A 23,364-nucleotide genomic window follows, 5' to 3' on the forward strand; every position below is an offset into this window, starting at 1 on the left:
TTTATTGGCGCGATGGCGACTATCGACGCCAGCGATGGGTGAAACGCAGGAAAATGCCTGCTCCCATGTCGGCGCAGTCCCTGACGGAGCGCAATCCCCCAAACAGCAATGCCCCTGTGGGAGCGAGCCCGCTCGCGATGGCGTGGTGTCAGCCGACATCAATGGAAGCGCTGGCCTCATAGCGAGCACACTGGATTTTTGATGTTTAACGGAAGACATCATGAGCGCTTGGCCGATTGTTGCCTGTCACGAACGGCTGCAATCGGTCCAGAGTGTGTAAAAACGCTTCGCCAAAATTGAAGTGTGCGCGTCTACGTTAAATCTGAAATTTATCGGCACGTCTGCAGATGTGGACTTCGCGTAGAAACGCGATTTCCAGTCCGGTTTTGAGCACCTGGCGCGCTCAAAAACGTTTTTACACAGCCTCGGTCGCAAGCCGCCCCCTACAAATAGCCTTCAACCAATCAAGCCCATTCACAACATGCAGGCCAGACACCCATCCCATTGCTCCCATCAGGCAGACCACACTACCGCGTTTGTCACTACTTGCCCCCTCCGCGCCCCCTCCCCCCGGAAAGCTGATCTGCCACCACCGCCTAGATCCGATGATGTTCCAGCAAAAAGTCCACAAACAACCGCACCCGCGCAGGCATTGCCGATCCGCCTACGAACACCGCATGAATCGGTTCCCGGTCGCCGGGGTTCCAGGCTTGGAGCAGTGGTATCAGGTCGCCGCGCTGCAGATCCTCGTTTACGGTGAACTCGCCGATACGCGCAATGCCGGCACCGACTCGCGCAAGTTGTGCCAGCGCTTCACCGCTGCTGCATTCGATGTTGCCGCTGACCTTCAGGGAAAATTCTTTCCCGTCGCGGATGAACGGCCAGTTGGGCTCGGCACGCCGGAAGTTGAAACCCAGGCAGTTGTGCCGGAGCAGGTCTTCCGGTTCCTGGGGGGTGCCGTGGCGCTCTAGATACTCGGGCGATGCCACCACGACCTCACCGGTGTCGCCGAGCCTGCGTGCGGTCAGCGGGCTGTCGGGCAGATGGCCAAAGCGTATTGCTACGTCGGCTTGGCCGCCAAGAATGTCGACCACTTCGTCGCCAAGGTTGAGGTCGACGACGATGTTCGGGTACTGCGCGCTGAATGCCGCCACCAAGGGAACGATGGTCTGCCGCCCATGGCCAAGGGCGGCGCTGACCCGTAATCGGCCCCTCGGCACGCCCTGGTCGGCGATGGCCTCTTCCATCTCGTTCATGTCCGCCAGGATACGTCGGGCACCGCGCAGGAACGCCTCGCCCTCGGCGGTGAAGATGATCGCGCGAGTGGTGCGCAACAGCAGCCGGGTGCCAAGCCGTAGTTCGGTACGCGCGATGATCCGGCTGACCGCCGAGGGTGTCAGCCCCAATGCACGGGCGGCCGCCGAGAGGCTGCCCTCCTGCGCCACGCTGGCGAACACAAGCATTTCACCGGATCTGCCGTTGAAGTCCATTTGTGCCTCTTGCGCAAAGGTGATTGCCAAAAATGCTATCTACCGCCTCAGAAGGCTGGATCGTAGCATTGGCGGCATAGATAAGGAGCCTTTCATGCGTATCAATCCACCCCTCGTTGCACTCGCCATGGGTGCCTTTGGCATCGGCGTTACCGAGTTCGCCCCCATGGGCATGTTGCCGAACATTGCGGCGGACCTCGGCGTTTCGATTCCTGCTGCGGGCCTGCTGGTGAGCGCTTACGCCCTGGGCGTACTGCTCGGCGCGCCACTGATGACCCTGACCACCGGCAGGATTCCCCGGCGCTACCTGCTGATAGGGCTTATGGCGATTTTCACCCTGGGCAATCTGATGTCAGCCCTGGCGACCGATTACTACAGCCTCATGGTCGCCAGGGTGGTGACCTCACTGAACCACGGCGCGTTTTTTGGCGTGGGCTCCATCGTCGCCGCCAGCGTGGTCGCCCCAGAGAAACGTGCCGGCGCGGTGGCTGCAATGTTTATGGGCCTCACCCTGGCGACCATCGGCGGTGTGCCGCTGGCTGCCTGGTTTGGCGAACTGTTCGGTTGGCGCACCGCGTTCTGGGGCATTACCGGCCTCGGCGTGGTGGCCATGGCCGCATTGTGGTTCGCCCTGCCCAACCTGAAGGCGCCGCCAAGCGTGGGAGTAATGGCCGAAATTCGCGTACTGGGCCGTGGCCCGGTGCTGGGTGCGTTGGCCCTCACCGTCGTCGGCTCGGGTGCCATGTTTACCGTCTTCACCTACATCGCGCCGATCCTCAGCAGCGAGACCCACGCGTCCACCGCCTACATCACCGCGATGCTGGTGCTTTTCGGCGTGGGGCTCACACTGGGCAACATGTGGGGTGGCAAGGCTGCCGACCGCTCGATAGATCGTACCCTGATCGTATCGTTGAGCGTGCTGATTGCCGTCTTGCTGGCGTTCACCGTACTGATGCGCTGGCCGTTGCCAGCTGCCGTGGCCATCCTGATATGGGGCATCGCCAGCTTCGCCCTGGTACCGCCGCTGCAGATGCGCGTGATGGAAGCCGCCAAGGACGCCCCCAACCTGGCCTCGGCGGTGAACATTGGCGCCTTCAACTTCGGCAACGCGATTGGTGCGGCACTGGGCGGCGCGGTGATCAACGCCGGGTTGGGTTATCCGGCGATTTCCCTGGCTGGAGCCGCAATGGCGGGCCTGGGGTTGTTGATGGTGCTGGGGTTTGCCTGGCGGTCGAGGGCGGTGGCGGCAGCGGTGGTGTGAGGAGGATGTGAGCCACTGACCGAGACGGTCATATGGGGCCTGAGTACCTTCGACCAGTTGTACTGTCGGATCTTGTTCAAGGACTCCGTTGTGGTGACCTCGGCCGACGGCATCGCGCAGATAGCCGTGACGCCTACGAACACGCGGTTGCGCAAACACACGTCGCGCGATCACAAAGACACAAAAAAGCCCACATTGTGGGCTTTTTCGTACGCAGGGTAAAAGTGCTAATTACTTGTTCCGCATTAGCACATACGCTTCACCGCCGTTGCGGTCATGATGAAGAATAAAGTTGTTGTCCTGGATACGCACCTTCGATGGCACACGATCTGCTACCGGCGTTTGCGAGTAAGTCTGCGCGGCACTCAACAGTTGGCGGGTCAGGCTGTCATCGGGTTGCGTCGGAGTGGTAACGACACATTCCTTTTCAGAGAGCTGTACGGAGAGGTTTTTGTCTGCGGTGAAGCCGCTGCGCATGAAGCCCATGTCCTGGAGGTCGTTGATGCCGAACCGCTTGGCCGCTTCTGCAGAGCCGGCGAATGAGGGGGCGGTCTTCAGGCAGATGTCGACGAAGGCTTCGATGGCCTTGGAGGTGACAGGCGTCGATACGGTTGGCGTTGCAGTGGTGCAGCTGGCGAGAACTAACAAGCTGGACAAGGCAAGTGTGCGGAACAAAGTATTGGACATGAAACGGGGATCCTTCCATTTGAAATTCGGAGTGCGGCGTGGGCTGAGCGGCGTCGGAACGGACCGCCTGCGAATGGTAAATTAAAAGGGAGTACTGGGTTTACGACTTTGTGAACCCCGGCGCTTGCTGGCAGTGCGCTCGCGACGTGAACCGGTGTGCACCTGGGCCAGCCTGATGACGTTCGGCAAATTCGCTTAGCAACAGATTGCATAACCGCGACAGGCAAGAGGCTCTCGATTTCGCTAAATGCTGACTGGCCGCCATGGGGCAGCAGTCAGCCTAAGCGGACACGTAGGATGCCATCCCTAGGCGCTGCTACCCGTCAAAGACGGTGGATTTTAATCTGGAGCCCTTCATCCTCGTCCGGGGCCCGAAAGTAGCTAGTGATCAGCTCGAACTCAGCATCTGTCGCCGCAAACTCATGGTCGGCGCGGCGGTTGCGGATATGCAACCTGCCTCGACAGGTCTCATCGTCCACCTCAAGGTAGTGGACACAATGGGCAACCCCGGCTGAGTCAGCGAGGCCGCGCAACCATTGTCGATCTTCAGGGGTGTTGGCGGGAAAATCCAAGACCACCGTCACGCCAGTATTCAGCACATCGACGACGAGCGGGCCCACCACCTCTCTAATCTGGCGCGACAGGCGCACGTAATCGGTTACTGACTTGATCTGATTAGGGTAAAGCCGTGACAGCCAATGATCCTCACTCAGCAGAATCGCCGACTGTTCGGCTGCCAAATTTTTGGCCAGCGTTGATTTGCCAGATGCAATCTTGCCTGAGATCAGATGAAGCACGGGTTTGGGCACAGGGGACGTCTCCTTGTCGAACCCTGATGATGCTCATACAAAAGCGTCGAAGCAACCACAGATACCTCACCTTCCGCTTCGGGTCGAATCGGCTAGTCGCCAGCATCGGCCAGAGTGGTTGCCGTATTCGGTGCGGGGAAGACGCACTGCGCTTATCTCTTGGCCATCCGTTACAGATCGGGTACGGCAAATACAGGATGCCGTCGACGGGCTGAACCACACACCGTCGGTCATGTGAACGTGTGTTGGATATACGCTTACTTTTTTTGAGCGTACATATCAGGTTTTCAGGTGCAGCACAAATGCACCGCCCAGTACCAGAACAACCCCCAGCACCTGCACCTTTCCCAGTCGCTCCTTGAAAAACACATAACCCAAAATTGCCGCAATACCGCCCGACAATGTGCTGATTACTGTCACCACCGAAACTGATCCCGACACCGCTCCATAAGCGAACGCCGAAAAACCACCTAGGTTCATCAGGCTCACGCCCGTTAGCGCCATGCAGTTTTTTAAGGGCGGAAATTTCAACCCTTCCTTGATCTTCAAAACCATAACGAACATTACAATCAGCCCGACCAGATAGGCCAGCCAAAGCATGGTCACTGGTCCAAGGACGGGGAGAACGAAATGCCCCTGCAACCAAAAACTGGTGCCGAAGAACACTGCCGCCAGTAACGCAAAGGAAATTGAACTACTGGCCTGCGTAGTGTGTGGCACTTTCGAGTCAGAGTGAATGCTGGAGAGAATTACTCCGAGCACGCACAAGGCGATGCACAGCAACTGGATTAGACTGATCTGCTCACCGCCAGCCCATGACAGCAATGTCGTAACCACACCGTAGGACGTCACCAGCGGCGCAACGATAGAAGCTTTGCCAAGTGCGAACGCTTTGGACAGGGCCAAGGCGCCGAACACAGTCAAAACGGCAGCGGCGATGCCGATGAGCCAAATATCGAATGGTGCTGCCATGGATTTAAGAATGAAGGTCGGGAAAACGATCAGCAGCATGCTCATGATGGCAAAACCCATCGTCTGACCGAAAAACACGGCGCGTTTGACGCCGACTGCGCGAGCGTTTAGGCCCACTAAAAAATCTGTACCGCCCCAGAGTAAGGCAGCCAGCAACCCCATCAGTACATCCACGTTTTGTCCTTATAGATGCTCGCTTTGCACATCGAGAGTCCTTCAGACTCCTAAGTGTTCCTGCGTTGGGCCATCATGGCCTTGTAGAGTATGCCGATGGTCATCGGGATATTGTCGCCTCGACCCTTGGCCCTACTTTTGAGCAACAGATCATAGCCTTCAGGTTGTAAGTAGCGATAGGCGTCGTAGCCCCCCAAAAAATCGAATGCAAACATTTCTACCAATCCTTTCATCAAATACCTCGCCTCGGCACCGTCCGAGACCACTTCGAAGATCGAGGCTTTGTTGTTCTCTACACCGCTTCAACCACTTTGTGACATGGCCACCTGCAACGCATCACTGAACTTGGCGGGATGCTTGATATTTGGCGTTGTTAGCGGTGTGCTCCCAATGGCGATGACCGTCACCTGTCGGCTTTCGGGATTTAGGAATTGCTGGCGCAAAGATGCGTGGGGTTTACAGAGGCCGCAAGAAAAAACCGTCCAACAATCTGGTGGTAAGCTGAATTGACCGCGCCGGCGCTGGAGAAAGTAAATCTAAACTAGCGCGCGACTTTGAAATCAGTCGCCAGACACTTTATCGGTACTTGAGATCTACTCAGGGGACTCCTCAGTCACATCCCGAATCGGCACCCACTTAGTGATTTTTAGAATTCGCCAGTATGTGTTCTTTGGTGTCTTGGTCGATGATAGTGCGCAGCGCCTCAAACAGCGGCGCGGCATCTGTGTATTTTTTGCCATAGGCAAGATTGAATTCGTAATCGAAGCCCGTTGGGTTCTTGCCTTGGTTGTGCTGCAGCATCGTTTCCAACTTATCCAGCGCCTTGACGGCTACGGCCTCTGGCGACGAAGCATTTTCATAGTCATCCCAAAGCGCCAGTATCTCGGCCTTCAACGGTTCATCCAGGGCACTGGTCAAGAGCAGGAGATCGTTTCTCTCTTGCTCGCTCTTGTTGGGAAACGAATCTTGATTGACGGCGGGAACATCTCCGTTAATGGCCTCCCCCAAGTCGTGGATAACACACATCTTGAGCATTTTCAGCCGATCAAGATCAGTCAGGTAGTCCCCAAAGACAATGGCCATCAGGCAAAGGCGCCAGCTATGCTCCGCCGTGCTTTCGGTGCGCCCGCAAGAGGTGTGCGCACTTCTAAGCACGTCCTTGAGCTTTTCCGCCTCGCGTAGAAATTCAAGACGCCCTTTGATTTTTTCGATGTCCATGAAAACCTCTGACTCAGTCGGCGAGCCGAATACCGCTCACCTTGTTCACGCCAGACTAAATCTCAAGATGTTCAGCGTCCACGCATAAAATATGCAGGGCGATGCCGTCAGAGCGACTCGACCAAGCGCGCTGTTGTTCCGTCGCATAGGGGCATACGCGTCCAACGACACAGGCTTTGGCTGATCGGAACGATGGACGAATTATTGTCACCCGTCAGAAACTCCAGCGCGGGGGGTGCAAAGGCTTCCCGCCAGCCCAATTTATCCAGGGCGAGCTCGGTGCTGATGATATTGGGCGTAGCGAAGCGCCATAGCGAGCGACCCAGCAGTTCACTGACCGGACTCGTGAACTGGGCGGCGCGCGAAGGAGAACAAGCAAGCAGACGGTGCGTCAAATCACACATGAGATGAACAGGACGCGAGCTTTCCCGCACCATTCGTCCCAGCGCTTGATCCGCCGCGGTGGTGAGACGAGCGGCCAGCAATTGCTCAAGTTTTTTGTGCGCGAGAGGATCCAACTCGAGTACGCCACTCTCCCAGCGAGAGATAGTCGATTGAGTGACGTTAAACAGCTCCGCGGCATGGGATTGTTTGACCCGGTGTAACAGGCGCCATCGCCTGAGCATAACGCCGGGTAAGACAGGGCTTAGCAACATGTCAGACATTTCGTATTACGGAAAAGTGGAAGGTCTCGCAAGTTTGCTCTGTGCGAGACCTGCATGCAAATGGGCTAAAGAGTGATTGTTTTACCTCGAAAACAGCCGCTCTGCAGCCCTCTCCTGGCGTATGACACCAATCCCCGACCCAGAGCGTCTCAGCCCATCAAAGCCGAAACCGCCCCACCGACTGCGCCAACTGCCCCGCCAGCGCCGACAACTCATCCGTAGTCCCGGCCGTCTGGCCAATCACCCGTGTGTTGCCTTCCGACATCCCGGCAATCATCTCGACCTGATGCGCGATCTCATTACTTGCCAGGCTCTGCTCACCAATCGTGCGGGTAATGTCGTTAACCAGCTGCGTAGTATTCAACGTCGCGTCAAGAATCTCACGGATCGCCCGCTCCACATCGGCCGTGACGGCCATGCCTTTATCCACCTGGGCCACCCCCTCTTCCATGCTGGTGACAGCCTCGCGGGTGCTTTGCTGGATGCGCGTGACCATGCTGGCGATTTCCTGGGTGGAGGCGCTGGTGCGCCCTGCCAGGCTGCGCACTTCGTCAGCCACCACGGCAAAGCCGCGCCCCTGCTCGCCGGCGCGGGCGGCTTCAATGGCGGCATTGAGGGCCAGCAGGTTGGTCTGGTCGGCAATGCCCTTGATTACCTGGATAATGCTGTAGATGCCTTCGGACTCCTTGTCCAGGGTGCGGATCACCTGGGCCGAGTGTTGCGCCGAGCGAGCGATGGCGTCCATGTCGCTGACGACTTGGTGAATAACTTGCCCACCGTTTTTGGCCAGGGTTTGCGCCTGGTTGGCCATTTCCAGGGCGTGCTCGGCATGCCGGGTGATTTCTTCGATGCTGGCGGTCATTTGGCTGGTGGCGGCGGACATGGTCCCCGCTGCAGAACTCTGCTGCTGACTGCTGGCAGCCACTTCATGGCATCCGTTGCTCAGTTGTTGGCTCATGCGCGTAACGCCCTGGGCATTGCTGCGCACCACGTCGATCATGCCGCGCAGGTCATGCTGCATAACAGCCAGGCTGCGAATCAGCATGCTTGCCTCATCGCGGCTGGCGGGTTCGGGAATCGCTTCGCTAAGGTTGCCATGGGCAATGCTCTCGGCAATCTGCCGCGCCAGTTGCAGCGGCCGCATGATGCTGCGGGTGACCCAGTAGCCCTGGGCAACCAGCAACAGCAGGCACAGCACCAGCACCACCGCGAGGGTAAAATTGGCGCTGCGCACGGTTTGACGGGTCTGCTCGCCAGTGGCCTTGGAGTTGTTTTCGATCAGTTCACTGAGGCTGGCCATCCGGCCTTCCAACTGTGTGAAGGCGTCGCTGAAGGTGCCCAGTTCTTGTTGGGCCGCAACCGGATCGTTCAGCGCCACGCCGACAATCCGCTCCCCCAGGGCGATGTAATTGTCGAGGCTGGGCTTGATGTCACTCAGCGCGGCTTCGAGGGTCGGGTTGAGCGGCAGCGCAACGTTATTGCCCAGCGCCTCGCGAAAGTGCGCGGTATGGTCGGTGACGGCTTCAAGTACTTCATCCCGACTGCTGACACTTTTGCCCAGCCCCACCAGCATTGCCGACAGCACATCGGCGCGCAGCGCGTCGTGCATCATGTCGGCCTCCAGATGATTGCTCAGGGCGGTCATGCTGACCTCACTGTCAATCATCGCCGCCTCCATCCGCGCATTCCCCAGGTAGTTCACCAGGCTGATGACCAGCACGGTAAGCACACTGGTGCCGATCAGCAAAAACAGACGAAGTTTTATCGACATCCCTAAGCCCTCTGCGGTTATGGCCTAAAACAAGGTATTGATAGCTGTCGTTTAAAACCCATCGACGCGTTCGTTACCACTGATTTAAGCCTACTTGGAGGTTTTCGCTCATAGGGCATGCCTAAACGATTACGATGAGATGCACCAGAAGCCACTAACGGACAGTTTTATGGAACGACGCCAGCCTGTTGGCATTGATACGGACGGCTATATCCTCACCGTGTCCAACGTCGAGGTGCAGCCGCCATTTCAAGATTTGCTGGTTGACGTTTGCATGACCCTCCCTGGGGCGGAGCCTGTGCTGGACGGGATCTATCTGTATGGCAGCGTCGCGAGAGGCGACGCTGTGCCGGGCGGTTCCGACCTGGACCTGACCCTGGTTCTGCGCAGCCCTCCTACATCGCAGGATCTGCAAAGGCTTGAAACGAAAAGGCAGGCACTGGAAAGTCGGCACAACGAAGTCATCAAAATCGACTTCGACATCGGCAGCCGTTTGCAGGTATTGGCCGCTGAAAGTCGTTTGAGTTGGGGGTACTGGCTCAAGCATCACTGTCGTTGCGTATGGGGGAACGATTTGAGTCAGCGGTTTGATCGGCTCAAACCGTCGCGCGATATTGCCATTGCCGTGAACGCTGACTTTGAGCCCGTACTGGCGCGGTATGCAGACCTTATCAATCAGGCTCCCCCAGCAGCGCAAACGGCACGTTTGCAACGCGAGGCCTCGCGCAAACTCATCCGTTCAACCCAGGTGCTTCGTGCGGAACGGGACTTGATGTGGCCGCAAACCCTCGAAGAGCATGTAGAGCTGTTTGTCCAGCATTACCCGCACATGAACGAGCAGATCTGTTTTTTCTTGTCACAGGCACACAAACCGAACGCCAAGCCAAAAGCGTTTACGGCTCAGCTCCATCACTTTTTGACCTGGATGGTTTCACAGGCCAGTCAGGTCTGACAGGGGCGGCATTGGCGCTCGTTTTGTTCTACAGCGCCCCTCACCTTATGTGCGATACCGCCTGCATGGCGTGCGCAACCATTTGCTCAGCGGTGTGTTCCCCGTCAATGCGCAAGACCGGCACCGTCTGCCTGGAAATCCACGCCTCATGCCGCGCTCGGTTGCGCCCGGAACAGCGCGGATCGTCATACTGGGAGGCCCATTCGCGAAAGGCGACATGTATCTCGTGCATATCGCCCCCGGGGGCAATGCGCTCGCCAAAGAGGCGCTTTTCACGCAGGTCCAACCGCTGAAGGCGCACAGGTGTTGGCGTTATCACGAACACGATCAGGTCCACATGCACCATAAGCGCTTCGCCCCAGCCATCAGAAGAGCCGGTCAGCACCCAGCCTTGGTCACCGAGCGCTTGCTTGATCAAACACGCGCGCTCATTGGGTGGCCGCTTGGTGGTGAACGGTGGGTGGGTGGGCAGCCAGTAAAAGTCATCCACATCCACATGGATCAAGCCCAGCGACGCAGCCAGGGCTTGCCCCAACGTCGTGACGCCTGCGCACGAAGCGCCTGTGATGTAGATGCGCACTGTTCTCTCCATGAATATAAGTCGGCGTTGGATTCTACAAGGAATCCAGGGGCGAACCCGTTCACTCAAAATTGCGGTTTTTGCTGACGGCAGCGCTTGACTCTGTCCCTTAGGACAAGCCCTACCCTGCCTTATCTATTTCAGTTTCCGCCGTCAGCGGATAAGGCAACCCATGAGTACGCTGTCGTTGGTCACCGGTGCGAATGGGCATCTGGGCAACACCCTGGTGCGGACGCTGCTCGCCCGCGGGCAACAGGTGCGCGCCGGGGTCCGTGACCCGCAGCGAAGCACCGCCCTGGCAGTGCTCGACTGCCAGGTGTTGCTGCTGCCGATCCTGCAAGGCCAGGATCTGCGCCTGCAACTCCAAGCGTTTGACCTCGATGCCCTGATTGGCCAGTACCTGGGCGCGGCGAATCATCTGCACCAACCTCAGGTGATGGGCGGTGTACAACCGATAACTGCCACGGCGCTGCGGCGTCAGCAGGCCCAGTTGTTCATACAAACGGATGGCTTTGGGCGTGCATCCCGTCAGCTTGGCCAGTTCACCAATGTACATATACCGTCTTCTCCCTGATGCGACGTCGAACCGCAGTTTACTGGGTTGGGCTTCCAGTGGGTAATACCGGCTTTGGGGGAAACGGCCGAACATCCCCCCCCACCAAGATGCGGTGAATGTTCAAATGCACCCAATTATTGCGCGGAGGCTTTTCGTGTCGTCGCCATCCACTCCTTCAGCCCCTCACGCCGAAAGCCTGGCCGGGACGTCAATCAGATGATTTCGTACAGGCTAAGAGTGTGGGGGAAGTCGCCCTTGAGGCCCCCTCCCCGTTAAACACCCCGTATTGCTTGATGCCTCTCTGTCCGGAACCCAAATGGCTGAATCACTCACTGAGTTGAGCGATCAGGCAACCCCCTGATCCCCTCAACAAGACTTAGGAATCCAGCATGATCAACAGCACTCCATATCAGCCATCAGCGGCCCTCTCAGCCAATGCTCAACCACAGATTGAAGAGCTGCGCATGCCCCCCGAGCCAGGCATGCCGAATCGACAAACTGTTCGCGTCAGCGTAGCCAATGAACACGTATTCCCGACGGCCGAAAGCTTTCATAAACTGGCCGATTCACTGGGTATTGAAAACGTCAGCGTGTCAATCGGCGCACCTCACTTCGCTGACTATGTAACCCCACCGAAAAATGTGTGGCCCGTCAGCATTCATTTCAGGCCAGACCTGCCCGACGAAAAGTTCAGCCCTGTGCAATTGGAGAAAGTGAACCGGTTTGATCAGCAGATTGACGCAGAACTGCAGCGAAACAAAATCGTAGATCTGGGACCACAGTGATGTCGCGGCGTCGAGAGGGTTGAACCATATTCGTGGCGACTACGCCATGCCCTGAGAAGGCGCTAGTTCCAACAAGCCTGTGGCAGCAGGCTTGATCTTGGAGGCCCCGCGGGAGCACGATGGCCTCCCTACCCCCTCGACGAAAGGACTGTCGTTATGTTCCCCCTGGAAATCTGGCTGACCTATACCGCCGCCTGCCTGTTGCTGGTGCTCTCCCCCGGGCCGGACAATCTGCTGGCCATCGCCAGGGGCCTGAGCCAGGGGCGTATGGCAGCCGCCATTTCGGGGATCGCGTCGGGCACCGGGATTCTGTTTCACGTGGCCACCGCATCGCTGGGCTTGACCCTGCTGATGCAGACATCCGCCGTGGCCTTCTGGGTGGTCAAAGTCATCGGCGCCAGCTACCTGTTGTGGCTGGGCATCAAGGTCTTGCGTTCGCGCAGCCTGATCAACTTCAAACCGGCGGCGCGGCAACCGCTCAAAAACATCTTCCTCACCGGCTTCCTGTCGGCGGCGCTGAACCCTAAGCCTGGGCTGTTTGTGCTCGCGTTCATTCCGCAGTTCGTCAACCCGTCATTGGGTTCGGTCACCGTGCAAATGATGGTCTATGGCGCCTGGTTCGCCGCATTGACCGCCCTGGGCTTTGCGCTCATGGGGATCTTTGCGACGCGCCTGTCGACATGGCTGCAGCGCAAGCCAAAAGTGGTCAATGGCCTGAATGTGGGCGCCGGACTGACCTTCGTCGCGTCCGGGCTTTCGGTAGCGGCACTCAGTCAAAAATAGACCGGACCAAAGACTGGATGGCCTGCCTGTGCGCCAGACATTGCAGCGCGCGCTGGGCTTACACGGGGGCGATCCGGCGGGCGGACATGGCGGCCGCGCGCCGGGCTGTGGTTTCGATTACCCTGCACGGCGCAAACAGCCCCCCGTGACAAGGACACCCCGTGACCCGAGAACAACTTGAGCACAACCAGATCCCCGTCTACCTCGTCGCCGTGATCGGCGCGGTGCTCGGCGGTCTGCTCGCCCCACAGGCCGCACCGGCTCTTGGCGCCCTGGTAACCCCGACGATTGCCGTGCTGATGTACGCCATGTTCCTGCAGATCCCGTTTCTGCAGTTGCGCCAGGGGCTCGCCAATAAACGCTTTATGGCGGCACTGCTGATTGCCAACTTTGTCTTGATCCCCCTGCTGGTCTGGGGCCTGACCCGTGGCTTGAGCGAGCGTCCGGCGCTGCTGATCGGCGCGTTGCTGGTGCTGCTCACGCCGTGCATCGACTACGTAGTGGTGTTTACCCATATCGGCAAAGGCGATGCGCGGCTGACGCTGGCCGCCACCCCCGTATTGCTGTTGCTGCAGTTGGCGCTGCTGCCGCTGTACCTGGCGTTGCTGCCGGGCGTAGAGGCGGCGGTGGCAATCCCCATCGGCCCATTTGTCGAGGCGTTTTTGCTGCTGATCGTGGTGCCATTGCTGCTGGCGGTACTAACCAGCGCCGGGGCCCGGCGCTCGCGCCTGGTCGAACGCTGGAACGACGCCTGGGCGTGGATGCCGGTGCCGGCCATGGCGGCGGTGCTGATCGTGGTGATAGGTTCGCAGATCGCGTTTGTCGCGCAGGAGCTCGAACAGTTGCTGCCGGTGGTGCCGGTCTACTTAGGCTTTATGCTACTGGCGCCAATGGTCGGGGCGCTCACGGCCTGGGGCTTTCGTCTGCCGGCAAGCACCGCGCGTTCGGTGACGTTCAGCAGTGCAACCCGCAACTCACTAGTGGTCCTGCCGCTGGCGCTGGCACTGCCGGCAGATATCCGCGCCCTGGCCGCCGCTGCCGTTATCACCCAGACCTTGATCGAGCTGGTGTGTGAGCTGATCTATATCCGCGTGATCCCGGCCCTGGTCTGGCGCAGCCGCTAGGATTGCGCGCGTGTCGCGTGCCAGCACACCAGTGAACCGGCGGTCACCAGCACCGCCCCCTGCCAGAACTGCGGGGTGAGGTGGGCGCCCAGCCACAGCGCGGCGAAGGCCGACGACAGTACCGGCGCGCCATAGGACGCGGTCGCCAGCAACGTCAGGTTGCCACGCAGGATGCCGATATTCCACAGTGCATAGCCGCCCGCCATGGCCACACCGGTGGCCAGCAACTCCAGGCTGTTGCCCAGGCTGAAGGCCGGCAGCACTTCGGCACTGAAGGCGTATTTCACCCACAGTACGGCGGCGGTGAGGATGAAAAACAGCACCACCAGGTTTTGCCCGCCGGCATAGCGCCGCGTGACGTTGCAATACAAGGCGAAAGTGATCGCGCAGCCCAGGGCCAGGCTGTAACTCAGGGGGTTGGATTGCACATTGGCGACGATGGTTGCGAGCGCCAGGCCATCGCCACTGACCACCCACAGAATGCCAAACAGCGCCAGCGCCGAGCCTGGCACGATGATCCAGCGCGCCCTTTGGCCATTCATGACGATTGCCAGCAGCACCGTCAGACACGGCCAGAGGTAGTTCACCACCCCCAGCTCAATCGCCTGATTGCGGTTGCTGGCAAACCCCAGAGCCAGGGACAGGCAGACCTCGTAGGCCACGAACAAGCCACTGCCCATGATCAGATAAGGCCAGGACGTGGCACGCAGGCGCGGCCGCCCCAACCAGGCCAGCAGCAGGATGGCGCCCAAGGTGTAGATCAACGCCGCACCGCCCAGTGGCCCGAACAGCTCACTGACACTGCGGATCAACCCGGCGGCGGTGCTCCATAAAATGATCGCGACCAAACCACACACCGTCGCGGCCCGTTCAACCCTGATCTGCATGGATGCCTCTCTGTGAATGTCCCCAACCGCAGCGCCTGCGGCACAAAGGCCGCAACGGTACACGCTTGGGCTATTGCTTGTCTCCTTGTGGGAACCACAACAAAGGAATCTCATTGAGAGCAGAAATTTTGGCCACGCCACACCTCAAATGTGGGAGCCGGCTTGCCTGCGATGGCGGTGGGTCAGTCGGCACATCCTTACTTAACCTACCGTCATCGCGGGCAAGCCCGCTCCCACAAGGGGAACTCAGCGAACAGAAGATTGTGGCCACACCACTAGTCAAATGTGGGAGCTGGCTTGCCTGCGATGGCGGTGGGTCAGTCGACACATCCCTACTTGACCCTCCGCTATCGCGGGCAAGCCCGCCTACAGGGTGATCTCTTTAGGGCAGGATTTCTTGGTTGGTTGCAGTTCGCGCAACGGTGTCTTGTCATCAATGGGATTGATAGCCCCCTAACGAAACCCCCATCCTAGAGGGCTTGGCCGGCCCTTATATCATTCCGAATGATAGTTACCTTTGTTTCATTCGATTCGTGAGCGAGCACGCTGCCGAGCATGATCCGCCCATCTCAAATACATTTGGCGGATGCACCTCATGGAACAGTCACTCAAACATTTGCGCTATCCCCTGGCCCTTTTGGCCGTGCTGGTGATGAGCGCATGCGGCAAGGCCCCCGAGCAAGCGGCCGCCATGCCCGCCAGCAAAGTCAGCGTTGCCAAGGTCCTGGAACAACCGGTCAATGAATGGGACGAGTTCACCGGCCGCCTGGAAGCCCCGGAAACCGTACAGATCCGCCCACGCGTGTCGGGCCAGATCGACCAGGTCGCCTTTACTGAAGGCGCACTGGTGAAAAAAGGCGACCTGCTGTTCCAGATCGACCCGCGTCCGTTCCAGGCTGAAGTCCGCCGTCTGGAAGCCCAGCTTCAACAAACCAAAGCCGCCGCATCGCGCAGTGACAACGAGGCCCAGCGTGGCGAGCGCCTGCGCCAGAGCAATGCGATTTCCGCCGAACTGGCCGACTCGCGCACCACCGCCGCCCAGGAAGCCCGCGCCGCGGTGGCCGGGATCCAGGCGCAACTTGACCTGGCCCGCCTGAACCTCAGTTTCACCCGCGTCACCTCGCCCATCAGTGGCCGTGTCAGCCGCGCCGCAATCACCGCCGGCAACCTGGTCACCGCCGATGTCACCGAGCTGACCAGCGTGGTCTCCACCGACAAGGTCTACGCCTACTTCGACGCCGACGAGCGCGTGTACCTCAAGTACACCGAACTGGCGCGCCAGGGCCGTCGCGGCGCCACCACCCCGGTGTACCTGGGCCTGTCCAATGAAGACGGCAACCCGCACCTGGGCCAGATGAACTTTGTCGACAACCAGGTCAACCCGGCCACCGGTACCATCCGCGGCCGCGCGGTGTTCGATAACAGCGACGGGCGTTTCACCCCCGGTCTGTATGCGCGCCTCAAGTTGGTCGGCAGCGGCACCTACTCTGCCGTGCTGATCACCGACGAAGCCGTGGGCACCGACCTGGGCAAGAAGTTTGTGCTAGTGATGGACGCCGACAACAAGTCCGCCTACCGCGCCGTGGAACTGGGGCCGAAGATCGAAGGCTTGCGCATCGTGCGCAGCGGCCTGAGCAAGGACGACACCATTATCGTCAAAGGTCTGCAGCGGGTACGTCCGGGTTCGCCGGTTGCCCCAGAAACCATCCCGATGGCCAGCCAGGCAACCCTCGCCGCCCTGGCCCAACAACGACAAGCGCTTGAAGCCAGCAACCTGGAGCAAGTGGCGCCGGATAAAGCCGCGCCCAAGCTCGCCAGTGTCGCGATTCCACGCGGTTAAGGGACTACACACCAGATGAATTTTTCCAAGTTCTTCATATCGCGGCCGATCTTCGCAGCGGTGCTATCGCTGCTAATCCTGATCGCCGGCGCGATCTCGCTGTTCCAACTGCCGATCAGCGAATACCCGGAAGTGGTACCGCCAACCGTGGTGGTGCGCGCCAACTTTCCTGGCGCCAACCCCAAGGTCATCGGCGAAACCGTGGCCTCACCGCTGGAACAGGCGATCACCGGCGTCGAGAACATGCTCTACATGTCCTCGCAGTCGACCGCCGACGGCAAGCTCACCCTGACCATCACCTTCGCCCTGGGCACCGACCTGGATAACGCGCAGGTACAAGTGCAAAACCGTGTGACGCGCACTCAGCCCAAACTGCCTGAGGAAGTGACGCGCATCGGTATCACCGTGGACAAGGCCTCCCCCGACCTGACCATGGTCGTGCACTTGACCTCCCCGGACCAGCGCTACGACATGCTCTACCTGTCCAACTACGCGATCCTCAATATCAAGGATGAATTGGCGCGCCTGGGCGGCGTGGGTGATGTGCAGTTGTTCGGCATGGGCGATTACTCCCTGCGGGTGTGGCTGGACCCGAACAAGACCGCCTCGCGCAACCTGACTGCCACGGATGTGGTGACCGCGATCCGCGAACAGAACCGCCAGGTGGCCGCCGGTGCCCTGGGCGCGCAGCCTGCGCCCAACGACACCAGCTTCCAATTGTCGGTCAATACCCAAGGCCGCCTGGTCACCGAGGAAGAGTTTGAAAACATTGTGATTCGCGCCGGCGACAACGGTGAGATCACGCGCCTCAAGGACATCGCCCGTGTTGAGCTGGGCTCCAGCCAATATGCCCTGCGCTCGCTGATCGACAATCAGCCGGCGGTGGCGATTCCGATCTTCCAGCGCCCGGGCTCCAATGCCATCGACATCTCCAATGATGTGCGCAGCAAAATGGCCGAGCTGAAAAAGAGCTTCCCCGAAGGCATGGACTACCGCATCGCCTACGACCCGACCGTGTTTGTGCGCGGCTCGATCGAGGCGGTGGTGCACACCTTGTTCGAGGCGTTGATCCTGGTAGTGCTGGTGGTGATCCTGTTCCTGCAGACCTGGCGTGCGTCGATCATCCCCCTGGTCGCGGTGCCGGTGTCGTTGATCGGCACCTTTGCGGTGATGCACCTGTTCGGCTTCTCCCTCAATGCGCTGTCGCTGTTCGGCCTGGTGCTGGCCATCGGCATCGTGGTGGACGACGCCATCGTGGTGGTGGAGAACGTCGAACGTAACATCGAGCTGGGCCTGGAGCCCTTCCCGGCCACCGAAAAAGCCATGAGCGAAGTGACCGGGCCGATCATTGCCACGGCGCTGGTGCTGTGTGCGGTGTTTATTCCGGCCGCCTTTATCAGTGGCTTGACCGGGCAGTTCTACAAGCAGTTTGCCCTGACTATCGCCATCTCCACCGTGATCTCGGCATTCAACTCCCTGACACTGTCGCCGGCCCTGGCAGCGGTCTTGCTGCGCAGCCATGACGCGCCGAAAGACCGGTTCTCCAGGTTCCTCGACAAGCTCTTCGGTGGTTGGCTGTTCCGCCCGTTCAACCGTTTCTTCGAAAAGGCCAGCCATGGTTATGTAGGCACCGTGCGCCGAGTGATTCGCGGCACCGGTATCGCGCTGTTCGTGTATGGCGGCCTGATGGTGCTGACCTTCTTCGGGTTTGCCCACACACCGACCGGTTTCGTACCGGCCCAGGACAAGCAATACCTGGTGGCCTTCGCCCAGTTGCCGGACGCCGCCAGCCTGGACCGCACCGAAAACGTGATCAAGCGCATGTCCGACATCGCCTTGAAACAGCCCGGCGTGGAAAGCGCCATCGCCTTCCCAGGCCTGTCGATCAATGGGTTCACCAACAGCCCGAACAGCGGCATCGTGTTCGTGACGTTGAAACCGTTCGGCGAGCGTAAAGACCCAAGCATGTCCGCCGGGGCGATTGCCGGGGCGCTGAACGGCAAGTACGCCGATATCCAGGAAGCCTACATGGCGATCTTCCCACCGCCGCCGGTACAGGGCCTGGGCACTATCGGCGGGTTCCGCCTGCAGGTCGAAGACCGTGGCAACCTGGGCTACGAGGAACTGTACAAAGAAGTACAGAACGTCATCGCCAAGAGCCACAACGTGCCGGAACTGTTTGGCCTGTTCACCAGCTACACGGTCAACGTGCCCCAGGTCGATGCTGCTATCGACCGGGAAAAAGCCAAGACCCACGGCGTGGCGATCAGCGACATCTTCGACACCCTGCAGATCTACCTGGGCTCGTTGTATGCCAACGACTTCAACCGCTTTGGCCGGACCTATCAGGTCAACGTGCAGGCTGAACAGCAGTTCCGCCTGGACCAGGATCAGATCGGCCAATTGAAAGTGCGCAACAACAAGGGCGAGATGATCCCGCTGGCGACCTTTATCAAGGTCAGTGACACCTCGGGGCCGGACCGCGTGATGCACTACAACGGCTTTATCACCGCCGAGATCAACGGCAACGCTGCACCCGGCTACAGCTCGGGCCAGGCAGAGGCGGCGATCGAAAAACTGCTCAAAGAAGAACTGCCTAACGGCATGACCTACGAGTGGACCGACCTGACGTACCAGCAAATCCTCTCGGGCAACACCGCGCTGTTCGTGTTCCCGCTCTGCGTACTGCTGGCGTTCCTGGTACTGGCCGCCCAGTACGAAAGCTGGAGCCTGCCACTGGCGGTGATCCTGATCGTACCGATGACCCTGCTATCGGCCATTACCGGGGTGATTCTGTCCGGTGGCGACAACAACATCTTTACCCAGATCGGCTTGATCGTACTGGTGGGATTGGCCTGTAAGAACGCGATTCTGATCGTCGAGTTCGCCAAGGATAAACAGGAAGAAGGCCTCGACCCGCTGGCTGCGGTGCTGGAAGCCTGCCGCCTGCGTCTGCGGCCGATCCTGATGACCTCGTTCGCCTTCATCATGGGCGTGGTGCCCCTGGTGTTCTCCAGCGGCGCCGGTGCCGAGATGCGTCATGCGATGGGTGTGGCGGTGTTCTCCGGGATGATCGGGGTGACCTTCTTCGGCCTGTTGCTGACGCCGGTGTTCTACGTGTTGATCCGCCGTTATGTGGAGCGCAGCGAAGCACGCAAAGCGGCCAAGGCCTTGCAGCTGGAGACACAGCAATGAGTGTGAAAGTGTTCCTGCCGAGCCTGCTGGTACTGGCGCTCGCCGCCTGTGCCGTCGGCCCGGACTATAAAGCCCAGCAGTTGGAGGCGGCCAATATCACGGCCGCCACCGATGCCAAGCAGTACGACCACGCCAAGTTCGAAGGCATCTGGTGGCAACAGTTCGAGGACCCGATCCTTAACCAGTTGGTGACCCAATCGCTAAGCGGCAACCGGGATTTGCGAGTAGCGTTTGCCCGCCTGCGGGCTGCCCGGGCGATTCGCGATGACGCCAGCAATGACGCGATGCCGACCATCACCAGCCGTGCCAGCAGCGATTTGGCCAAGGGCCAGATCCCAGGCCAGACCACCCGCCGGGTCAATAGCGAACGCTATGACCTGGGCCTGGACATGGCTTGGGAACTGGACCTGTTTGGCCGCATTCAGCGCAACCTCGAAGCCAGTGACGCTGACCAGCAGGCTGCCGAAGCCGACCTCTATCAACTGCAGGTCAGCATGATTGCCGAACTGGTGGACGCCTACGGCCAACTGCGCGGGGCGCAACTGCGGGAAAAAATCGCCCTGGCCAACCTGAAGAACCAGCAGGATTCGCGCACCATCACCGAAAGCCTGCGTGACGCCGGCGTCGGCGACCAACTGGACGTGGTGCGTGCCGATGCGCGCCTGGCAGCGGTCGAAGCCAGCGTGCCGCGATTGCAGGCCGAGCAGGTGCGCGAGCGCAATCGCATCGCCACCCTCCTCGGCCAGCGCCCGGACAAACTCAGCGTGGACCTGAGCCCGGCCAACCTGCCGGCGATTGCCAAGGCCTTGCCGATTGGTGACCCGGTGCAGTTGCTGCAACGGCGCCCGGACATTCTCAGTGCCGAACGCAAACTGGCGGCCGCCACCGCGCGAATCGGCGTGGCCAAGGCCGACCTGTTTCCACGGGTCAGCCTCAGTGGTTTCCTCGGGTTTACCGCTGGCCGTGGCTCGCAGATCGGCTCATCCGCCGCCAATGCCTGGGCCCTGGGCCCGAGCATCACCTGGGCCGCCTTTGACCTGGGCAGCGTACGCGCCCGCTTGCGCGGTGCGGATGCCGAAGCCGATGGCGCCCTAGCCACCTACGAGCAGCAAGTGCTGCTGGCGTTGGAAGAGTCAGAGAACGCCTTCAGCGACTACGGCAAGCGCCAGCAGCGCCTGGTGTCGCTGATCCGCCAGAGCGAATCGAGCCGTGCCGCGGCCGACCTGGCGCAGATTCGCTACCGCGAAGGCACCGCCGACTTCCTCGTGCTGCTCGACGCCCAGCGTGAACGCCTGGCGGCCGAAGACGCCCAGGCCCTGGCCGAAGTGGACCTGTATCGCGGCATCGTGGCGATCTACAAGGCATTGGGTGGCGGCTGGCAGCCGGAGACGGTGGTCGCCAGCGCAAAATGATGTAAAGAGCTCCTTTGGTTGGTCGCATCCAACCAATTTTTGCCCCGTGGTCCATTCGGTCACGGGGCTTTTTTTGCCTGCGTGAAACCGGTCAAACCCTTTGCTTAAAGACGGTCACAAAGATCAAAGGTAGGAGCTGCGCTGATCCAACTCAGCTGGATTCCGTGAGGATCAAGCTGCGGTAATGCCCGGGATTGGAGCCCGACCATTTGCGAAAGGCCTTGTAGAACGAGCTCACATCGGCAAAACCCAGGCGGCTGGCGATCTCGACGAAGCTGATATCGGCCTCGGCCAGCCACACCACTGCCAGCTCCTTGCGCACGCTGTCCTTGAGCCCCTGGTACGTCTGCCCTTCTTCGGCCAAGCGCCGGCGCAGCGTCGAGGCGGACATGCACAACTCATGGGCCAGACTGTCGGTTTCCGGCCACTGTTGGGCCGGGCGCTGGCGCAGGTCGTGTTTGATGCGCATCGCCAGGCTGTCCGGGTCGCGGTATTTGACCAGGATGTTGGCGGGCGCCTGGGCCAGGAAGCGCTTGAGTTCCTCGGGGCTGCGCTTGACCGGCAGGTCGAGGCAGTCTGCCGAAAAAATCATGCGGGTACGGGTGCGATCAAAGCGCAGGTTGTCGGAAAACATCACCTGGTAATCATCACAAAACGCCGGCTGCGCACTGCGCAATTCGATGGCCAGGATCGGGATGCGTCGGCCGGCCAGCCAGCAGGCGACGCCGTGGACGATCATCCAGTAGCAAAAGTAGGTAAACGCGCGCCGTGGTTCCGGCTCAGGTTCCAGCAGCACGATTTCCGCCAGGCTTTGCTGACGCACCATCTGCGCGGGAAGGTGCTCAAGCATCAACGACAGGAAGCCCAGGCCGGTTTCCAGGGCCTCGCCCAGGGTGGGCTGGGCCATGGAGGCACGACACAAAAACCCCAGGCTGCCCGACTTCAACTTGCGCGGGTCCATGCCAAAGAACTCATCATCCCGGCGCCGCGCCAGCAAGCGCCAGAGCCGCGCGTATGCCAGCGCCGGAACCCGGGCGGCGGGCTGCTCCAGCAACGCGGGGTCGATCCCGACCTTGCTCAGGGCCTCCCACGTCGCCGCACCGGGGGCGCAACTCTGCAACAGGGCTTCACGAACCAGGTGGATGGAGATTGTGTCTTTTTCCGACATGGGCCAGGGCTCAATCTTGTAGGTCGGCCATTGTAGGAGCGTGTTGGCTTGTAAGGAACACATACCCCACGCAGCAACGACATAGAGGGCTGTTCAGGCCGCGTTCAGAAAACGTCAAGATCCTCTGTTTAGTAATGAGTATCATTATGTTACAACTTAGCACCCTAACTAATTACGTTGCGGTGCCCGATGCTCGTCCCCTTTCTCATCATGCTGCGCGAAGGCATTGAAGCCGCATTGATCGTTGGCATCATCGCCAGCTACCTGCAACAGACCGGCCGTGGCCAATGGATGCCAGCGGTATGGATCGGCGTATTTCTCGCCGCCGCCCTGGCCCTGCTGGTCGGCGGTGGCCTGGAGCTGGTCAGCGCCGAGTTCCCGCAAAAACAGCAAGAGCTGTTCGAAGGCATTGTCGGCCTGGTCGCCGTGGGGATTCTCAGCTCCATGGTGTTCTGGATGCGCAAGGTCGCACGCTCGATCAAGCACTCCCTGCACCAGTCCCTGGATCATGCGTTGGCCGGCTCGCGCAACCAGGTGCTTGCCCTGATCGCCATGGTGTTTTTCGCCGTGGCCCGTGAAGGCCTGGAGACGGTGTTCTTCTTGCTGGCGGTGTTCCAACAGAGCGAAGGCCCCGCCGCGCCCATCGGCGCCCTGCTCGGCCTGGTGCTGGCGGCCATCGTCGGGTTCCTGATCTACAGCGGCAGCATGCGCCTGAACCTCGGTGCGTTCTTTCGCTGGACCGGGCTGTTCATCCTGGTGGTGGCCGCCGGGATCCTTGCCAACTCGGTGCAGGCCCTGCATGAAGCCGGGGTGTGGAACCACCTGCAAGGCGTGCTGTTCGATTTCAGCGCAACCCTGCCGATGGATGGCCCGCTGGGGTCGGTGCTGGCCGGCATGTTCGGCTACCAGGACGCACCGACCGTCAGCACCCTGGGCGCCTACCTGATTTACCTGGTACTGGCGCTGGCGATGTTCTTTATGCCCGCCGCGCCAGCCACCTCTTCTTCCGTCTCCAGCCAGTAAGGTCGTCCCTTG

At 60.1% G+C, this 23,364-nt stretch carries 20 protein-coding genes and 3 pseudogenes; 11 read left to right on the plus strand and 12 right to left on the minus strand.

The genetic code is table 11. From position 1 onward, the window contains the following. Positions 1 to 596: 596 nt before the first annotated feature. Positions 597 to 1,490: a LysR substrate-binding domain-containing protein gene (locus HBR94_RS23030; protein ID WP_057438414.1), complete on the minus strand. Its 894-nt coding sequence runs from the start codon at positions 1,488 to 1,490 to the stop codon at positions 597 to 599. A 94-nt stretch (positions 1,491 to 1,584) separates the two neighbouring features. On the opposite strand from HBR94_RS23030, the gene HBR94_RS23035 reads away from it, so the two are divergent. Further along, positions 1,585 to 2,751: an MFS transporter gene (locus HBR94_RS23035; protein WP_170045599.1), complete on the plus strand. Its 1,167-nt coding sequence runs from the start codon at positions 1,585 to 1,587 to the stop codon at positions 2,749 to 2,751. A gap of 231 nt (positions 2,752 to 2,982) precedes the next feature. Here the strand turns inward: HBR94_RS23035 and HBR94_RS23040 are convergent, their stop codons facing one another. From HBR94_RS23040 to HBR94_RS23055, 4 genes and pseudogenes are all read right to left on the minus strand, one after another. Then, positions 2,983 to 3,438, minus strand: a complete 456-nt coding sequence (locus HBR94_RS23040; protein ID WP_057438411.1) for a hypothetical protein — start codon at positions 3,436 to 3,438, stop codon at positions 2,983 to 2,985. A gap of 323 nt (positions 3,439 to 3,761) precedes the next feature. Continuing rightward, a pseudogene (locus tag HBR94_RS23045) lies at positions 3,762 to 4,250 on the minus strand (ATP-binding protein); the annotation flags it as partial. Between the two features lie 276 nt (positions 4,251 to 4,526). After that, the gene (locus HBR94_RS23050) at positions 4,527 to 5,381 is read right to left on the minus strand and encodes an EamA family transporter (protein ID WP_128593695.1); all 855 of its coding nucleotides are present in this window, start codon (positions 5,379 to 5,381) and stop codon (positions 4,527 to 4,529) included. A gap of 62 nt (positions 5,382 to 5,443) precedes the next feature. Beyond that, positions 5,444 to 5,626 carry a hypothetical protein gene (locus tag HBR94_RS23055; RefSeq protein WP_170045601.1) on the minus strand — a complete coding sequence of 61 codons (183 nt, stop codon included), beginning with the start codon at positions 5,624 to 5,626 and terminating at the stop codon, positions 5,444 to 5,446. Positions 5,627 to 5,898: 272 nt separating this feature from the next. Between HBR94_RS23055 and HBR94_RS28785 the strand changes: the two genes are divergently transcribed. Further along, a complete protein-coding gene (locus HBR94_RS28785) occupies positions 5,899 to 6,033 on the plus strand; it encodes a helix-turn-helix domain-containing protein (protein ID WP_346342850.1) in 135 nt (44 codons plus the stop codon). Here the strand turns inward: HBR94_RS28785 and HBR94_RS23065 are convergent. The 3 genes from HBR94_RS23065 to HBR94_RS23075 all read right to left on the minus strand — a co-directional run bounded on the left by HBR94_RS23065 (position 6,030) and on the right by HBR94_RS23075 (position 9,047). Then, positions 6,030 to 6,611 carry an HD domain-containing protein gene (locus HBR94_RS23065; protein ID WP_128593672.1) on the minus strand — a complete coding sequence of 194 codons (582 nt, stop codon included), beginning with the start codon at positions 6,609 to 6,611 and terminating at the stop codon, positions 6,030 to 6,032. The genes HBR94_RS28785 and HBR94_RS23065 overlap by 4 nt on opposite strands. 107 nt (positions 6,612 to 6,718) lie before the next feature. After that, positions 6,719 to 7,276 carry a helix-turn-helix transcriptional regulator gene (locus HBR94_RS23070; protein ID WP_115128173.1) on the minus strand — a complete coding sequence of 186 codons (558 nt, stop codon included), beginning with the start codon at positions 7,274 to 7,276 and terminating at the stop codon, positions 6,719 to 6,721. Positions 7,277 to 7,433: 157 nt separating this feature from the next. Next, positions 7,434 to 9,047 carry a methyl-accepting chemotaxis protein gene (locus tag HBR94_RS23075; protein ID WP_169961031.1) on the minus strand — a complete coding sequence of 538 codons (1,614 nt, stop codon included), beginning with the start codon at positions 9,045 to 9,047 and terminating at the stop codon, positions 7,434 to 7,436. 169 nt (positions 9,048 to 9,216) lie between these two features. Between HBR94_RS23075 and HBR94_RS23080 the strand changes: the two genes are divergently transcribed. After that, the gene (locus HBR94_RS23080) at positions 9,217 to 9,999 is read left to right on the plus strand and encodes a nucleotidyltransferase domain-containing protein (protein ID WP_170045602.1); all 783 of its coding nucleotides are present in this window, start codon (positions 9,217 to 9,219) and stop codon (positions 9,997 to 9,999) included. Positions 10,000 to 10,039: 40 nt separating this feature from the next. Here HBR94_RS23080 and HBR94_RS23085 read toward each other — a convergent pair whose 3' ends face one another. After that, entirely contained in the window at positions 10,040 to 10,579 is a 540-nt protein-coding gene (locus HBR94_RS23085; RefSeq protein WP_170045603.1) for an adenylate kinase, read from the minus strand. A gap of 172 nt (positions 10,580 to 10,751) precedes the next feature. On the opposite strand from HBR94_RS23085, the pseudogene HBR94_RS23090 reads away from it, so the two are divergent. Then, positions 10,752 to 10,949, plus strand: a pseudogene (locus HBR94_RS23090) (NAD(P)H-binding protein); the annotation flags it as partial. Positions 10,950 to 10,994: 45 nt separating this feature from the next. Here the strand turns inward: HBR94_RS23090 and HBR94_RS28995 are convergent. Next, positions 10,995 to 11,228, minus strand: a pseudogene (locus HBR94_RS28995) (MerR family DNA-binding transcriptional regulator); the annotation flags it as partial. Positions 11,229 to 11,524: 296 nt separating this feature from the next. Here HBR94_RS28995 and HBR94_RS23100 point away from each other — a divergent pair. The 3 genes from HBR94_RS23100 to HBR94_RS23110 all read left to right on the plus strand — a co-directional run bounded on the left by HBR94_RS23100 (position 11,525) and on the right by HBR94_RS23110 (position 13,827). Further along, complete coding sequence (locus HBR94_RS23100; protein WP_120732970.1) at positions 11,525 to 11,920, plus strand: hypothetical protein; 396 nt, start codon at positions 11,525 to 11,527, stop codon at positions 11,918 to 11,920. A gap of 156 nt (positions 11,921 to 12,076) precedes the next feature. After that, complete coding sequence (locus HBR94_RS23105) at positions 12,077 to 12,703, plus strand: LysE family translocator (protein ID WP_057438400.1); 627 nt, start codon at positions 12,077 to 12,079, stop codon at positions 12,701 to 12,703. Between the two features lie 161 nt (positions 12,704 to 12,864). After that, positions 12,865 to 13,827 (plus strand): arsenic resistance protein, encoded by a 963-nt coding sequence (locus tag HBR94_RS23110; RefSeq protein ID WP_057438398.1) that lies wholly within the window; start codon positions 12,865 to 12,867, stop codon positions 13,825 to 13,827. Here HBR94_RS23110 and yddG read toward each other — a convergent pair. Beyond that, positions 13,824 to 14,714, minus strand: a complete 891-nt coding sequence (gene yddG, locus HBR94_RS23115) for an aromatic amino acid DMT transporter YddG (protein WP_057438397.1) — start codon at positions 14,712 to 14,714, stop codon at positions 13,824 to 13,826. The two genes, HBR94_RS23110 and yddG, sit on opposite strands and share 4 nt — an antisense overlap. Positions 14,715 to 15,309: 595 nt before the next feature. On the opposite strand from yddG, the gene mexE reads away from it, so the two are divergent. The 3 genes from mexE to HBR94_RS23130 are packed head-to-tail and all read left to right on the plus strand — an operon-like array spanning position 15,310 to position 21,161. Next, positions 15,310 to 16,554 (plus strand): multidrug efflux RND transporter periplasmic adaptor subunit MexE, encoded by a 1,245-nt coding sequence (mexE, locus tag HBR94_RS23120; RefSeq protein ID WP_057959775.1) that lies wholly within the window; start codon positions 15,310 to 15,312, stop codon positions 16,552 to 16,554. A gap of 15 nt (positions 16,555 to 16,569) precedes the next feature. Beyond that, positions 16,570 to 19,749: an efflux RND transporter permease subunit gene (locus HBR94_RS23125; RefSeq protein ID WP_120732962.1), complete on the plus strand. Its 3,180-nt coding sequence runs from the start codon at positions 16,570 to 16,572 to the stop codon at positions 19,747 to 19,749. Then, positions 19,746 to 21,161, plus strand: coding sequence for a TolC family protein (locus tag HBR94_RS23130; protein WP_170045604.1), 1,416 nt, complete (start codon positions 19,746 to 19,748; stop codon positions 21,159 to 21,161). The genes HBR94_RS23125 and HBR94_RS23130 overlap by 4 nt, the downstream gene beginning before the upstream one ends. A 151-nt stretch (positions 21,162 to 21,312) precedes the next feature. On the opposite strand, the gene HBR94_RS23135 is transcribed toward HBR94_RS23130, so the two are convergent. Next, positions 21,313 to 22,329, minus strand: coding sequence for an AraC family transcriptional regulator (locus tag HBR94_RS23135; protein WP_170045605.1), 1,017 nt, complete (start codon positions 22,327 to 22,329; stop codon positions 21,313 to 21,315). A gap of 189 nt (positions 22,330 to 22,518) precedes the next feature. On the opposite strand from HBR94_RS23135, the gene efeU reads away from it, so the two are divergent. Continuing rightward, positions 22,519 to 23,352 (plus strand): iron uptake transporter permease EfeU, encoded by an 834-nt coding sequence (efeU, locus tag HBR94_RS23140; RefSeq protein WP_057959736.1) that lies wholly within the window; start codon positions 22,519 to 22,521, stop codon positions 23,350 to 23,352. Positions 23,353 to 23,364: the final 12 nt, after the last annotated feature.

Origin of the sequence: Pseudomonas sp. WS 5412, from assembly GCF_012985615.1 — a bacterium.
Taxonomy (GTDB): Bacteria; Pseudomonadota; Gammaproteobacteria; order Pseudomonadales; family Pseudomonadaceae; genus Aquipseudomonas; species Aquipseudomonas shahriarae.